Origin of the sequence: Amycolatopsis pretoriensis (assembly GCF_900107925.1) — a bacterium.
Lineage (GTDB): Bacteria > Actinomycetota > Actinomycetes > Mycobacteriales > Pseudonocardiaceae > Amycolatopsis > Amycolatopsis pretoriensis.
Genome location: NZ_FNUJ01000004.1, coordinates 632,488 through 646,230 on the forward strand (window position 1 = coordinate 632,488; position 13,743 = coordinate 646,230).

The 13,743-nt window shown below is 71.3% G+C and carries 13 protein-coding genes; 11 read left to right on the forward strand and 2 right to left on the reverse strand.

Annotation, left to right across the window (positions count from 1 at the left end):
* The first annotated feature begins 15 nt into the window (after positions 1-15).
* The 3 genes from BLV96_RS20590 (at position 16) to BLV96_RS20600 (ending at position 2,600) form a co-directional block, all read left to right on the forward strand.
* Positions 16-540 carry a gamma carbonic anhydrase family protein gene (locus BLV96_RS20590; protein WP_086671391.1) on the forward strand — a complete coding sequence of 175 codons (525 nt, stop codon included), beginning with the start codon at positions 16-18 and terminating at the stop codon, positions 538-540.
* Between the two features lie 33 nt (positions 541-573).
* On the forward strand, positions 574-996 hold the full coding sequence (gene rplK, locus BLV96_RS20595; RefSeq protein WP_086671393.1) for a 50S ribosomal protein L11: 423 nt from the start codon (positions 574-576) through the stop codon (positions 994-996).
* Positions 997-1,331: 335 nt separating this feature from the next.
* Positions 1,332-2,600, forward strand: a complete 1,269-nt coding sequence (locus BLV96_RS20600) for a serine hydroxymethyltransferase (protein WP_086671394.1) — start codon at positions 1,332-1,334, stop codon at positions 2,598-2,600.
* On the opposite strand, the gene BLV96_RS20605 is transcribed toward BLV96_RS20600, so the two are convergent.
* Positions 2,588-3,349, reverse strand: a complete 762-nt coding sequence (locus BLV96_RS20605) for an inositol monophosphatase family protein (protein ID WP_167379660.1) — start codon at positions 3,347-3,349, stop codon at positions 2,588-2,590. The genes BLV96_RS20600 and BLV96_RS20605 overlap by 13 nt on opposite strands.
* 82 nt (positions 3,350-3,431) lie before the next feature.
* On the opposite strand from BLV96_RS20605, the gene BLV96_RS20610 reads away from it, so the two are divergent.
* Together BLV96_RS20610 and BLV96_RS20615 are read left to right on the forward strand one after the other, a co-directional pair.
* Positions 3,432-4,349, forward strand: a complete 918-nt coding sequence (locus tag BLV96_RS20610) for an Lrp/AsnC family transcriptional regulator (protein WP_244180352.1) — start codon at positions 3,432-3,434, stop codon at positions 4,347-4,349.
* 91 nt (positions 4,350-4,440) lie between these two features.
* Positions 4,441-6,096: an MDR family MFS transporter gene (locus BLV96_RS20615; RefSeq protein ID WP_086671398.1), complete on the forward strand. Its 1,656-nt coding sequence runs from the start codon at positions 4,441-4,443 to the stop codon at positions 6,094-6,096.
* A gap of 53 nt (positions 6,097-6,149) precedes the next feature.
* On the opposite strand, the gene BLV96_RS20620 is transcribed toward BLV96_RS20615, so the two are convergent.
* Positions 6,150-6,668: an inorganic diphosphatase gene (locus BLV96_RS20620; protein ID WP_086671401.1), complete on the reverse strand. Its 519-nt coding sequence runs from the start codon at positions 6,666-6,668 to the stop codon at positions 6,150-6,152.
* Between the two features lie 176 nt (positions 6,669-6,844).
* Between BLV96_RS20620 and dacB the strand changes: the two genes are divergently transcribed.
* The 6 genes from dacB (at position 6,845) to BLV96_RS20650 (ending at position 13,690) form a co-directional block, all read left to right on the forward strand.
* Entirely contained in the window at positions 6,845-9,169 is a 2,325-nt protein-coding gene (gene dacB / locus BLV96_RS20625; RefSeq protein ID WP_086671403.1) for a D-alanyl-D-alanine carboxypeptidase/D-alanyl-D-alanine endopeptidase, read from the forward strand.
* Between the two features lie 81 nt (positions 9,170-9,250).
* Complete coding sequence (locus BLV96_RS20630) at positions 9,251-10,261, forward strand: zinc-dependent metalloprotease (RefSeq protein ID WP_086671405.1); 1,011 nt, start codon at positions 9,251-9,253, stop codon at positions 10,259-10,261.
* On the forward strand, positions 10,258-11,208 hold the full coding sequence (gene tilS, locus BLV96_RS20635) for a tRNA lysidine(34) synthetase TilS (protein ID WP_086671407.1): 951 nt from the start codon (positions 10,258-10,260) through the stop codon (positions 11,206-11,208). The genes BLV96_RS20630 and tilS overlap by 4 nt, the downstream gene beginning before the upstream one ends.
* A gap of 12 nt (positions 11,209-11,220) precedes the next feature.
* The gene (gene hpt, locus BLV96_RS20640) at positions 11,221-11,772 is read left to right on the forward strand and encodes a hypoxanthine phosphoribosyltransferase (RefSeq protein WP_086671409.1); all 552 of its coding nucleotides are present in this window, start codon (positions 11,221-11,223) and stop codon (positions 11,770-11,772) included.
* Positions 11,773-11,916: 144 nt separating this feature from the next.
* Positions 11,917-12,282, forward strand: coding sequence for a hypothetical protein (locus BLV96_RS20645; RefSeq protein WP_086671412.1), 366 nt, complete (start codon positions 11,917-11,919; stop codon positions 12,280-12,282).
* Between the two features lie 22 nt (positions 12,283-12,304).
* Complete coding sequence (locus BLV96_RS20650) at positions 12,305-13,690, forward strand: hypothetical protein (protein WP_086671414.1); 1,386 nt, start codon at positions 12,305-12,307, stop codon at positions 13,688-13,690.
* Positions 13,691-13,743 lie beyond the last annotated feature (53 nt).

Here is a 13,743-nt window from a genome sequence, read left to right on the forward strand (position 1 = left end):
GTTTAGGGTCTGGGCATGCCTCAGTTCTCGTTCGAAGGGCGCAGCCCGCAGGTCCACCCGGACGCCTTCATCGCCCCCACCGCCACCCTCATCGGCGACGTCGTCGTCGAGAAGGACGCCTCGATCTGGTACGGCGCCGTGCTGCGCGCGGACTTCGGCAAGATCGTCGTCCGCGAGGGCGCGAACATCCAGGACAACTCGGTCGTGCACGTCAACGTCGGCAAGGTGTGCGAGATCGGCAAGAACGTCACCGTCGGCCACCAGTGCCTGGTGCACGACTGCACGGTCGGCGAGCAGGCGCTGATCGGCAACGGCTCGACCGTCCTGGACGACGCGAAGATCGGCGCGCGGACGCTGGTCGCGGCCGGCGCGACCGTGACGCCGGGGACGGAGGTGCCGTCCGAGGTGGTCGCGATGGGCAGCCCGGCGAAGAAGTTCGTCCCGCTGACGGACTCGGCGCGCCTGTGGGTCGAGCACAACGCGGCGGTCTACCAGGACCTGGCGAAGCGGCACAAGACCGGCGTCGAAGCGCTGGATTGACTCTCCAGTAACTGGAGAGTTTAGCTTCGGGGCATGGCTCCGAAGAAACTCACCCACCAGGTCACGCTCGAACTCAGCGCGGGCAACGCCCCGGTCGTCGACCTCGGCAAGATGCTGGGGCAGACCGGGGTCAACCTCGTCGAGATCAAGAAGGCCTACGACGCGGCGACGGCGGCCCAGCGCGGCGACATCGTGCCGGTGGTCGTCTCGGTGTTCGAGGACCGCTCGTTCGCGCTGCGGCTCAAGACGCCCCCGACGTCGTTCCTCATCAAGAAGGCGCTGGGGGACAAGGGGTCTTCGCGTCCCGGACACGAGGTCGCCGGGAAGATCACCAAGGAGCAGCTGCGCGAGATCGCCGAGCGGAAGCTGCCGGACCTCAACACCTCAGACGTCGACATGGCGATGCGCACGATCGCGGGCACGGCCCGGTCCATGGGCGTCGTGGTCGTCGACTGAGCATACGAAACGAGATCGCATGGGGGCACCGGACGAGAACACGGTGGCGCCACCTTGTCCCGACGGCGCGGAGCTTTCACGTGAAAGCTCCGCGCCCAGGTGGTCGCTTTCACGTGAAAGTGACGGTCCGCAAGAATTCGGCCGGCCGTTCTGCGACCGCACCTCGGGGTGCACCCGCAAGTGGTGTGCCGAACACCGTCGAGCCGCAAGCGCGGTGGACTAAGCTTTCCCGCGCAGCAGCGACTGGCGCCATCGAGGTGGAGCACCACCGGGAAGCGACGACGAGGCCGGCACCGCGCGCCTGGGTGAAGGCCACTCCAGAGCCGGAGTACGCCATGACACACCAGCCGAAACTGAACGCACTCGCCGCCGCCGACCCCGCCATCGCCGGGCTCGTCGAGGACGAGGCGAAGCGCCAGCACGACAAGATCCGCCTGATCGCGTCGGAGAACTACGTCTCGCAGGCCGTGCTCGAGGCGACCGGCACGGTGCTCACGAACAAGTACTCCGAGGGGTACGCGGGCAAGCGCTACTACGAGGGCCAGCAGTTCATCGACCAGGTCGAGCAGCTGGCGATCGAACGGGCGAAGGCGGTGTTCGGCGCCGAGCACGCGAACGTCCAGCCGTATTCCGGGTCTCCGGCGAACCTGGCCGTGTACCTGGCGTTCGCGCAGCCGGGCGACACCGTGCTCGGCATGGCGCTGCCGGACGGCGGCCACCTCACGCACGGCTGGAGCGTCTCCGCGACCGGCAAGTGGTTCACCCCGGTGCGCTACGGCGTCGCGAAGGAGACCGGCCGCGTCGACCTCGACCAGGTTCGCGACCTCGCGCGTCAGCACCGGCCGAAGCTGATCTTCGCCGGTGGTACGGCGATCCCGCGCACGATCGACTTCCCGGCGTTCGCCGAGATCGCGCGCGAGGTGGACGCGGTGCTCGTCGCCGACATCGCGCACATCGCGGGTCTGGTCGCGGGTGGTGCGCACCCGTCGCCGGTCGGGCACGCGCAGGTCATCACGACGACCACGCACAAGACCCTGCGCGGCCCGCGCGGCGCGATGATCCTTTCGGACGCCGAGCACGCGAAGGCCGTCGACAAGGCGGTGTTCCCGGGGCTGCAGGGCGGCCCGCACAACCACACGACGGCGGCGATCGCGGTCGCGCTCGGGGAGGCGCAGCAGCCGTCGTTCAGCGACTACGCGCACACGATCGTCGCGAACGCCCGGGCGCTGGCCGACGCGTTGCTCGCCTGCGGGTACGACCTCGTGTCCGGCGGCACGGACAACCACCTGCTGCTGATCGACCTGACGAACAAGGGCGTGGCGGGCAAGCCGGCCGCGCAGGCCCTCGATCGCGCGGGCATCGAGCTGAACTACAACACGGTGCCGTTCGACCCGCGCAAGCCGTTCGACCCGTCGGGCATCCGCCTCGGGACGTCCGCGATCACGACCCGCGGCCTGCGCCCGGAGCACCAGGTCGAGGTGGCGGCCTGGATCGACCGCACGATCACCGCGGCGGCCGCGTCCGACGAGTCCGCGCTCGACACGATCGCCGCGGAGATCCGCGAGTTCCTGGCGCCGTTCCCGATCCCGGGCTACTCGGCCTGACGCAGGGTTTTCAGCGCTGCCGCGTGGAGTGGTGGCGCGGCGGCGAGGAAACTGCCGGCCGACGGCGTCCACGGGGCGCCGTCGGCGGTGGTGACGACCGCACCGGCTTCGCGGGCGATCAGCGCGGCGCCGGCGAGGTTGGTGGCGTCGGTGCCGTACTGCCAGAAGAAGTCGAGCCGCCCGGCGGCGACGTCGGCGACCTGCCAGGAGGTCGGGCCGAGATTTCGGACGGCGGCGACTTCGCCGAGCACCGCGGTCAGCGACCGCCCGGCGGCCTCGGCCACGCCCGGCTGCCCGGTGACGAACGGCGGCTGGCTGGTCGCCGCTACCGCCGCGTCCAGGTTCTGCTTGCGTGACGGCTCGATCGGCTTTCCGTTCCTGGTGGCGCCGTCGCCCTTCTGGGCCGCGTAGGTCTCGTTCAGGTTCGGTGAATGCAGGACGGCCAGCTCGGGCTCACCGTCGCGGAGCAGCGTGACGGTGACGCAGTACTGCGGCAGGCCTTGGAGGAGCTGAACGGCACCGTCCAGGGCGTCGACGACCCAGACTTCGCCCGCCGGGAGGTCTTCGAACTCGCCGGCCCAGCCGGCTCCGGGTCTTACCTCGGCCAGTGCCGACCGGAGGTTCGCCGCCAAGGGGTCGTCGATGGCGGAGAAGGTTTCGCCGAGCTCTTCGAGGGACGCGGGCGGCCGTTCCGGTGCGCGGACGTCAGCGGCCAGGGTTTCCACGATGTCGATCACGGATGTCAGCATGCACTCAGGATCTGGCCCGGATGGTTCTACCGGGTACTCCAGTGTCCTGAAGTGAGCGAAACTGGACTCCATGGCGTTACTGATGACCGAAATCGAACAGCGCGTTGCCTCGGCTCTGCAGGTCGACGGCCGCGCCGGACCAGGCCGGATCGCCGAGGTCCTCGATCTCTCGCCGCGCACGGTCACCCGGGTCATCGCCCGGCTCCGCGCCGACGGGCGGCTGAAAGTCGTCTGCGTACCCAATCCCGCGCACGGCCTCCGCGGCGCGATGCTCCTGCGAGTCAAGGTCCTCCGCGGCCGCACGCCGGTGATCGCCGACGCCCTGGCCGCCCGCGACGACGTCCTCTTCGTCGACATCCTCGCGGGCGGCGAGGAGATCAGCGCGGTCGCGCTCGGCGGCGTCGACGGCCGGCTCGTGCACGACGCGCTGCCGTCGACCTCCGCGGTCACCGAGCTGCGCGCGCACTCGATCCTGCACGTCTTCTCCGACGCGACGCAGTGGCGAACCGGCCTGCTCACCTCCGACGAGGTCGCGGCGCTGGCTCCGCCGCCGCCCGGCGAGGACGTCACTCTCGACGAGCTCGCCCGGCGCCTCCTGGACCGGCTGACCGCCGATGCCCGGCTCGGTCCCGGTGAGCTGGCCGGAGAAGCGCCGGAGTCGACGGTCCGCCGGAGGATCGAGCGGCTGACCGCGGCCGGTCGCCTACGCACCTACGCGAACATCGACGTCAGGGCGCTGGGCCTGGAAATCGACGCCAACGTCTGGATGACCGTCCCGCCCGGCCGGCTCGACGAGGTCGGGCGAACGCTCGCGACGCACCCGATGGTCCACGGCACCCTCGCCACGACCGGTGTCACGAACCTGATGGCCGCCGTCTGGTGCCGGGACCTCGCGGCCCTCTACGGCTTCGTGACCAGCCTCGATGTCCCTTCCGCCGAGGTGACGGTCGTCGCGAAAGCTGTCAAACGAGGCGCGAGACCGGGCTCACAGAAAATTTGATTGCACCATGCAAGCTCTCTGGGAATACTTGGTCGAGACAAGTAGTTGAGCGGTACAAGCAACTACGCACGAAGGCTGAGGGAGACCCACCATGAGCAACACCACCACGGCGGAAGGAGCAGCCGCTACGAACGGCAAACTGTCCCACCGCCAGATCCTGACCGTCCTGTCCGGGCTGATGCTCGGCATGTTCCTCGCCGCGCTCGACCAGACGATCGTTTCGTCCTCGATGCGCACCATCGCCGACGAGCTCCACGGCCTGAGCCTGCAGGCCTGGGCCACCACGGCGTACCTGATCACCGCGACGCTCTCGACGCCGCTGTACGGCAAGCTGTCCGACCTCTACGGCCGCAAGCCCATGTACCTCACCGCGATCTCGCTCTTCCTGGTCGGCTCGCTGGCCAGCGGCATGGCGACGTCGATGTACGAGCTCGCCGCGTTCCGCGCCTTCCAGGGCCTCGGTGCCGGTGGCCTGATGTCGCTGGCGCTGGCGATCATCACCGACATCACCGCGCCGCGTGAGCGCAGCAAGTACCAGGGCTACTTCATGGCCGTCTTCGGCATCTCGAGCGTGGCCGGGCCGGTCGTCGGCGGGTTCTTCGCCGGCATCGACACCTTCGCCGGCATCACCGGCTGGCGCTGGGTCTTCCTGGTCAACGTCCCGATCGCGCTCGCCGCACTGGTCGTCGTCACCAAGGTGCTGAACCTCCCGCACACCCGCGTGGACCAGAAGGTCGACTACTGGGGTGCCGTCGCGCTGGCCACCGGCCTGGTGCCGCTGCTGATCGTCGCCGAGCAGGGGCGTGAGTGGGGCTGGGGCTCCGCCGCTTCGATCGCCATGTACGTCGTCGGCGGGCTGGGCGTGGCCGCGTTCGTCTGGATCGAACGCCGGATGGGCGACGCCGCCCTGCTGCCGCTGCGGCTGTTCAAGCGGCCGGTGTTCCGGATGTCGACGATCGTCACGGTCGTCCAGGGCGCCGGGATGTTCGGCGCGATGATGTCGCTGCCGCTGTACCTGCAGATCGTCAAGGGTGCGACGCCGACCCAGGCCGGCCTGCAGATGCTGCCGCTGACCCTGGGCATCATGTCCGCGAGCCTGACCAGCGGCCGGCTGATCTCGAAGACCGGGCGCTACAAGATGTTCGCGGTGGCCGGGATCGGCCTGATGGCGGCGGCGCTGTTCGCGCTCTCGACCATCACCGTCGACAGCTCGCTCGCGCTGGTCATGGTCATCGCCTTCGTGATCGGCCTCGGCCTCGGCGCCTCGATGCAGACGCTGGTGCTGGCCGCGACCAACGACGTCCGCCCGCAGGACATCGGCGTCGCCACCTCGGCGGCGACCTTCTTCCGCCAGATCGGCGGCACGGCGGGCACCGCGGTGTTCCTGTCCATCCTGTTCGGCACGGTCGGCGACCGGATCGCGAACGCCATCCGCTCGGCGATGACCAGCCCGGCCTACGTGTCGGCGCTGGCCCAGAACCCCGCGTTCGCGCAGCAGATGAAGAGCGGCGCGCTGGACGTCAACGACACGTCGTTCCTGTCCACGCTCGACCCGACGCTGGCCCGGCCGATCCTGCAGGGCTTCGCCGAGTCGATGAGCACGGTGTTCCTGGTCGGCGGGATCGTGCTGACCGTCGGGTTCGCCCTGGTGTGGTTCCTCAAGGAGAAGCCGCTCTCGGACAAGTCGGCGATGGAGCAGCGCGCGGAGGCCGAGGCGGACGCCCCGGCGCTCGCCCTGGCGCACTGACCGCGTGAAAAAGGCCCCCTCGGGAATCCCGAGGGGGCCTTTTCGCGTGCGGGCTAGTGGGCCGCGCCGCCGTTGGCCTCTTCCTTGGCCAGGCGGTCGGTCTCGCGCTCGTAGGAGCGGGCGATCTCGGCCTCGGCCTCGGTGCGGCCGACCCAGGACGAGCCTTCGACGCTCTTGCCGGGCTCGAGGTCCTTGTAGACCTCGAAGAAGTGCTGGATCTCCAGCTTGTGGAACTCGTTCAGGTGGTGGATGTCGCGCAGGTGCTCGAGGCGCGGGTCGTTCGTCGGGACCGCGAGGACCTTGTCGTCCGGGCCCTTCTCGTCGGTCATCCGGAACATGCCGATCGCGCGGCAGCGGATCAGGCAGCCCGGGAACGTCGGCTCCTGCACGAGGACCAGCACGTCCAGCGGGTCGCCGTCCTGGCCGAGGGTGTCGTCGATGAAGCCGTAGTCGGCCGGGTACTGCGTGGCCGTGAACAGGGTCCGGTCCAGCTTGATCCGGCCGGTCTTGTGGTCGACCTCGTACTTGTTGCGCTCCCCTTTGGGGATTTCGATCGTGACGTCGAACTCCACGCCTGTCCTCACTGCTTCTTCATAGGTCCCGGCATGCCACGCGTCGCGGGCGGCAACCTTCATGACTGTCTTGACGTCTCCTAGTGTGGACTACGCCCTGCGTCGGGGTCGCATCGATGTCGGCCCCGGGGCATGTGAGCTTGGCCCCTTCCGGGGCAGGTGAGAAGGAGTGGTGGGTGCCGGAAAACGACCAGCCGATGTGGCCGTCGTCGGACGAAGACGGCTCGTCGTCCGGTGCGCGGGAGACCACGCCGATGGCGCTGCCCGACCCGCCGGCGAGCCCTCCCGACGGGCCCGGCGTGCCCAAGGTCACAAGCAGTGAAGCGCCGAAGGGATCGTGGTTCGCGCCGAACGTCGCGCCCGAACTGATCCCGGGCCTGAACGTGCCCACCGAGGAGCCGCCGCCCCCCCCGCCGCCCGCGAAGCAGGACCTCGCCGACCGGCTCGGGTCCCGCGAGCCGAAGCCGGAGCCGAAGCCCGAACCGGCCGAGGCCGCGCCGGTCGCGGAGAGCACCCAGTTCATCGAGGTCAAGCAGGCCGAGAGCACGCAGTACATCCAGGCCGAGCCGAAGCCCGCGGACACCCAGCAGATGGCGCCGCGGACGCCGATCGTGCCGGTGGAGCGCAACGTCTGGCCCGGTGCGCAGCCGGAACGGTCCGACGAGCCCCGGTCCGACAAGCCCGAAGCGCAGCCGTGGCGCGAAGAGCTCCAGCTCTGGCGCGAGGAGCAGCAGCGCCGCGAAGAGCAGCTGACCCAACGCCGTCAGGAGCCGCAGCCGCCGCAACAGCCGCAACAGCGCGCCGAAGCGCCCTGGGCACAGCGCATCGACGTCCCGGAACGCACCGCCGAGCCGGCCGAACGGCGTCCCGGCCTGCCGCCGGAGCCGCCGCGCGGGATCGTCCCGTCGGCGTCCGCCGGGTCGCTGGCCCGGCCGATGCGGATCGAGCCGGACGGGCAGCGGTTCGACGCCGAGGCGACCGTCGGGATCGAGCGGCCGACCCAGTTCCCCGGCGCCTTCCAGCAGCAGCCCCAGCCGCGCAACGAGCCCCCCGCGGAGCCACCGCCGCCGCCCCCGGCCGAGCCCGCGGCCGCCGAGGAACCGCCGAAGAAGCGCCGCAAGGGCAAGATCATCGCCATCGTCGCGGTCGTCGTGCTGCTGCTGGCCGGCGGCGGGGTCGCCGCCGCGATGCCGAAGGTGTCGAACCGGCTCGGCCTGCCGTGGGCACCGAACGCGCCGAAGGGCGACAGCCCGGACCCGGTCGCGGCCACGCGCCAGCTGCAGGGGCCGGACACAGCCGGGCAGGCGCCGACCGCGAACGGCGTCAAGTCCGTGCTGTCCGGCCCGGCCGGCAACAGCGCGCTCGGCCAGCTCAACGGCAGCGTCGTCGACCCGGTGACCGGCACGACGCTGTGGGACCACAGCGCCGGGACGGCGGTGACCCCCGCGTCGACGACGAAGGTGCTCACGACGGCGGCCGCGCTGCTGTCCATGGACCCGAACACGCGGCTGTCGACGAAGATCGTCCAGGGCGCCGACCCGGGCACGGTGATCCTGGTCGGCGGCGGTGACGTCACCCTGACCTCGCTGCCGCTGGGCACCGAGTCGCCGCTGTACCCGGGCGCCGCGCACGTCGACGACCTGGTCGCGCAGGTGAAGAAGGCCAACCCGAACGTCAAGAAGGTGCAGGTCGACCTCAGCCTGTTCAAGGGCGCGACGACCGCGCCGGGCTGGGCCGCGGGCGACGCGCCGTCGACGTTCGCCACCCAGATCGGCTCGGTGATGGCCGACGCCGGGCGCCAGGACCCGAAGAACAACAACTCCCAGCGCGTGCCCAACGCGGGCAGCGCGCTGGCGGGAACGATCGCGTCGAAGCTCAGCGCGTCGGCGGGCGGCCAGGCGGCCGCGCCGAAGGACGCGAAGGTGCTCGCCGAGGTCAAGTCGGCCCCGCTGACCGAGCTGGTGTCCGACACGATGGAGCTGTCCGACGACGTCCTCGCCGAGGCCCTCGCCCGGCAGGTCGCGCTGGCGACCGGCCAGGAGGCGACCTTCGCGGGCGGCGCCGCGGCGACCATCAAGGTGCTCAAGGACCACGGGTTCGACACCGCCGGCGTCAAGCTGTCCGACGGCAGCGGCATCTCGACCGAGAACAAGATCCCGGCGAAGCTGCTGACCCAGCTGATGGCGGCCGCGGCGGCCCCGGACGGCAAGAACCCGAACACCGGCAAGCTGCGCGCGATGCTGGCCGGCCTGCCGGTGGCGGGCGGCTCGGGCACCCTCGCGGACAAGCGGTTCGAGACGCCGGCGTCGCAGGCCGGCCGCGGCTGGGTGCGGGCCAAGACGGGCACGCTGACCGGCGTCAACACCCTCGCCGGGCTGGTCCTGGACCAGGACGGGCGGGTGCTGGTGTTCGCGTTCATGTCCAACGGCTCGGACCAGCAACCGGGCCGGGACGCGATCGACGCCCTCGCGACGAGCCTCCGCAAGTGCGGGTGCTCGTAGAACCGTACGAAGATCGTGGCCGGAAACCGACCTGGGCCAGGTAGCGTCGGAAGGGTGAGTCAGGAAACCGAGACCCGGCCCATGGTCGACTGGGCGCTCGCCGCGCAGACGGGCGCGCTGCTCGTGCGCGGCGGCCCGCAGGTTCCGAGAGAAGAGGCCGAGGCGGCCGTCACCGATCTGCGCGAGCTGACCATCACGGCCGAAGGCCACGTCCGCGAGCTGACGAACCTCGGCCTCGACCTGCCGCTGCTGCCCGGCGAGGTCGTCGACCGCCCCGGCTGGGTGCGCTCGGCCGCCGGCGGGCTGGACGCGCTCACCGGGCGCGCGCTGCCGCGGCAGGGCGGGCCGTTCGGGCCGATCCTGGCCGGCGGCGCCGGCGTGCAGACCGGGCTGGTGCTCGCCTTCCTGGCCAGCCGCGTGCTCGGCCAGTACGACCCGTTCGGCGGGCCGGACAAGGCCGGTCAGCTGCTGCTCGTCGCGCCGAACGTCGTCGCCGCCGAGCGGGCGATGGACGTACCCGGGCGCGACTTCCGGCTGTGGGTCTGCCTGCACGAATGCACCCACCGCCTCCAGTTCACCGCGGTCCGGTGGCTGCGCGACTACTTCGCCGACGAGGTCGAGCGGCTCGTCGCCGGGCTCGCGGGCGCCGGCTCCGACAGCCTCGCCGACCTCGTCGGACGGCTGCCCGAGGCGATCAAGCAGGGGCCGAAGCTGAACCTCGCCGAGCTGCTCCAGTCGCCGAAGGAACGCGCGGTCTTCGACCGGCTGCTGGCGCTTTCGACGCTCCTAGAGGGCCACGCCGACTTCGTGATGGACGCCGTCGGCCCACAGGTCGTCCCGAGCGTCGACACGATCCGCGCGCGGTTCACGGCCCGGCGCAAGGGCGGCGGCGTCTTCGACCGGCTGCTGCGCGCGCTGCTCGGCGTCGACGCGAAGATCCGTCAGTACGAAGAAGGCGCGAAGTTCACGAAGCACGTCGTGGACGCCGTCGGCATGGAAGGCTTCAACGCCGTGTGGCGCTCGCCGAACACCCTGCCTTCGCGCGCCGAGATCGCCGACCCGGCCGCGTGGGTCCGGCGCCTGCACGGATGACGGACAAGGCGGTCGCGGCCGTCCGCCGGGCCGTCCGCACGTTCCTGGACGCCGTCGAAGCCCCGCCCGAAATCTGCGTCGGGGTCTCCGGTGGCGCCGACTCCCTCGCGCTGTGCGAAGCCGCCGCGTACGTCGGGCACCACCGCGGCCACCGCGTCCGCGCGCTGGTCGTGGACCACGGCCTGCAGGAGGGCTCGGCGAAGATCGCGCTCGACGCGGCCGCCGCGGCGAAGTCGCTCGGCGCCGACGAAGCCGAAGTGCGCCGGACCGACGTCACCGGGCCCGGCGGCCCGGAAGCCGCCGCGCGCAAGGCCCGCTACCGCGCCCTGGCCGGCCACGACCTCGTCCTGCTCGGCCACACCCTCGACGACCAGGCCGAGACGGTCCTGCTGGGCCTCGGCCGCGGCTCCGGCCCGCGCAGCATGGCCGGGATGCGCCCGCACGACCCGCCGTGGGGCCGCCCGCTGCTCGCCGTCCCGCGCGCGACCACCCGGGCCGCCTGCGCCGAGCTCGGCGTCGAGCCCTGGGAGGACCCGCACAATGCCGAAGCGCGCTTCACCCGCGTCCGGTTGCGCACCGAAGTCCTGCCGTTGCTGGAAGACGTCCTCAACGGCGGAGTGGCCGGCGCACTCGCCCGCACGGCCGCGCAGCTGCGTGAGGACAGTGAGGCACTGGACACAATGGCGGACATGATCTTCACCCGCGCGGGCGGCCCCGAAGGGCTGGATGCCGGCGTCCTCGCGGCCGAGCCCTCGGCGATCCGGCGGCGGGTTATCCGCAGGTGGCTGCTGCAATCGGGTGTGCGCGAGCTCACCGACGCGCACCTCCGCGCGGTCGACGGCCTCGTCGCCCGGTGGCGTGGTCAGGGTGGTGTCTGGTTGCCCGGCAACTTGGAGGCGCGGCGGGCGCATGGCAGGCTCTGCGTCACCTCCCAACCCACCACCTGAGGAGAATGACCCGTGTACGAGGGCGAAATCGCCTCCGTGCTCGTCACCGAGCAGCAGATCAAGGACAAGATCACGGAGCTGTCGGCGCAGATCGCCGCCGACTATCCGGCCAACGGGCAGGGTGAACTCCTGCTGGTGGGTGTCCTGAAGGGCGCGGTCATGTTCATGACCGACTTCGCCCGCGCGCTGCCGCTGCCGACGCAGCTGGAATTCATGGCCGTCTCCTCGTACGGCTCGGCGACGTCGTCGTCCGGTGTCGTGCGGATCCTCAAGGACCTCGACCGCGACATCGCGGGCCGGGACGTGCTGATCGTCGAGGACATCGTCGACTCCGGCCTCACGCTGTCGTGGCTGCTGAAGAACCTCGCGAGCCGGAACCCGGCGTCGCTCGAGGTCGTGTCGCTGCTGCGCAAGCCGGAGGCGGTCAAGGTGGACGTCCCGGTGAAGTACATCGGCTTCGACATCCCGAACGAGTTCGTCGTCGGCTACGGCCTGGACTACGCCGAGCGCTACCGGGACCTGCCGTACATCGGGACGCTGGACCCGAAGGTGTACACGGCGTAGTTCGCCGACCGTTCACCGCAACTACCGGATTTTCGGAACCCCGCGGTCCGAGATTGCGTCATACGCTCTGATCACGTGCGTTAACCTATGCGAAGACCATTCGTGCCCGCGGTGACCGGGTCGGGGGAACGGGAGAGAGCTCAGATGGGGAACAGCAGCGCTGCCGACGCGAACGCCTTCAAGGCCGCGGCCGCGGCGGGTCAGGTCGGGATCGACCCCGACGCCGCGCAGACCGTGCTGAACAAGATCCGCACCGGCAAGGACGCGGTCGAGGCCCTGCTCAGCGGCGCGGGCACGCTCGCGCAGCCGCCGAAACTCGGGGACAACCCGGTCGGCAACGCGATGGCGGCCAAGTTCGTGCAGCGCGCCGACGGCGGGAACGACTCCTACGCCGCCGCGCTGCAGAACCTGCTCGACCAGTACACCGCCGCCGAGGAGGGCATCGTCACGGCGATGTCCCGGTACCACGAGATCGACCAGGCCGCGGCCGACCCGTTCCGCAACGCCTGAGCCCAGAGGGGGATTTCGAGTCATGGCTCCGAACCACAGCGACCAGCCGGCGACGACGGACCCGGGTTCGCTCGTCCCGCTCGGTGACAACGCGTCCTCGCAGAACATCGTCGACAACGCCCGCGGCAGCGCCGGCGGCTTCGACATGGGCAGCGACCGCGCGATCGCCAACCCGCCGAACTGGAACGCGCAGGCCAGCCAGCAGCTGTACAACGGCGCGGTCAACAACAACGACCCCGGCACGGCCGAGGCGACCGGGCACGCCTGGTCCCACCACGGCTCCGAGCTGAAGCAGGCGTCCGACCACCTGTACAACGCGATCTCCGAGCTGGGCAACGCCTGGGTCGGCCGCGGTGCCGCGGGTGCGCAGGGCGCGCTGGTGGCCATCGCGAACTCCGGTTCGCAGGCCTCCGACGCCGCGCACACGATGTCCGACCGGCTCGCCCGGCAGGCCGCGGCGGCCGCCGAGGTCAAGAAGATGCCGGCTCCGAAGGACTACGACCCCAAGCAGTCCATGGCGGCCGCGCTGGCCGGCGGCCCGGCGGCGCTGATCGCCGACCAGAAGGCGCAGGCGGACGCGGCCAACGACGTCAAGGCGCAGCAGGTCGCGTTCTTCAACGCCTACACCAAGGCCATGAGCGAGGTCGACAGCTCGACCCCGAGCTTCGGCCCGGAGTCGCTCGGAATGAAGCCGACCGGTTCGCACAACTCCGTGTCGTTCGGCGGCATCGGCTCCGTCGGCAGCACCGGCCCGGTCCAGGGCCTGTCCGGCGCGGGCGGCGCGGTGTTCGCCTCGAACGGCGCGGGCTTCGGCGGCCACGGCGGCGCGTTCGACGCGCAGCACGCGGGCGTCGTCGGCCCGAACGGCGTCCACGGCGCCGGCGGCTTCGGCCACGACGCGGCGGCGCTCGGCAGCGACGGCGGCGTGGGCGGCACGGCCGCGGGTACGGGCACGGGCACGAGCACCGGCGCGGGCCACGTCACCACGGGTGCCGGGCAGCCGGGCGGCGGCAGCCCGCTGAGCAAGATCGGCATGGGCCTCGGCATCGGCGGTGCCGCGGGCGGCCTCGGCGCGCTGGCTTCCCGCGCGCTGGGCAAGGGCGGCAAGTCGGGCGCGAAGGCGAACGACACGTCGCTGGCCTCGGCCGAGGGCCAGAGCGCCGCGTCGGCCCAGGCGCCGCAGCAGGGTCTCGTCTCGTCGGCGGGCACCATCGGCGGGCAGACCCCGCCGCCGATGAACCCGGGCATGGGCGGCATGGCCCCGCACGGCGCCCAGGGCGAGCAGGACGAGGAGCACACGCACGCGTCGTTCCTCATCGAGGCCGACCCGGACGCGGCTTTCGGCGCCGACCAGGCGACCCCGCCGCCGGTGATCGGTGCGTGGTCCGAGGACGACGAAGACCGCTGATCCTTTCCGGGCCGGGCACGCCGACCGCGTGCCCGGCCCGTTTTCTCTTGGGG

Bases quoted from the DNA above. Each gene is read 5' to 3' on its own strand.
- BLV96_RS20590 (WP_086671391.1), top strand. From the start codon at position 16: ATGCCTCAGTTCTCGTTCGAAGGGCGCAGCCCGCAGGTCCACCCGGAC.
- rplK (WP_086671393.1), top strand. From the start codon at position 574: ATGGCTCCGAAGAAACTCACCCACCAGGTCACGCTCGAACTCAGCGCG.
- BLV96_RS20615 (WP_086671398.1), top strand. From the start codon at position 4,441: ATGAGCAACACCACCACGGCGGAAGGAGCAGCCGCTACGAACGGCAAA.
- tilS (WP_086671407.1), top strand. From the start codon at position 10,258: ATGACGGACAAGGCGGTCGCGGCCGTCCGCCGGGCCGTCCGCACGTTC.
- BLV96_RS20600 (WP_086671394.1), top strand. From the start codon at position 1,332: ATGACACACCAGCCGAAACTGAACGCACTCGCCGCCGCCGACCCCGCC.
- BLV96_RS20630 (WP_086671405.1), top strand. From the start codon at position 9,251: ATGGTCGACTGGGCGCTCGCCGCGCAGACGGGCGCGCTGCTCGTGCGC.
- BLV96_RS20610 (WP_244180352.1), top strand. From the start codon at position 3,432: ATGACCGAAATCGAACAGCGCGTTGCCTCGGCTCTGCAGGTCGACGGC.
- BLV96_RS20650 (WP_086671414.1), top strand. From the start codon at position 12,305: ATGGCTCCGAACCACAGCGACCAGCCGGCGACGACGGACCCGGGTTCG.
- BLV96_RS20645 (WP_086671412.1), top strand. From the start codon at position 11,917: ATGGGGAACAGCAGCGCTGCCGACGCGAACGCCTTCAAGGCCGCGGCC.
- BLV96_RS20605 (WP_167379660.1), bottom strand. From the start codon at position 3,349: ATGCTGACATCCGTGATCGACATCGTGGAAACCCTGGCCGCTGACGTC.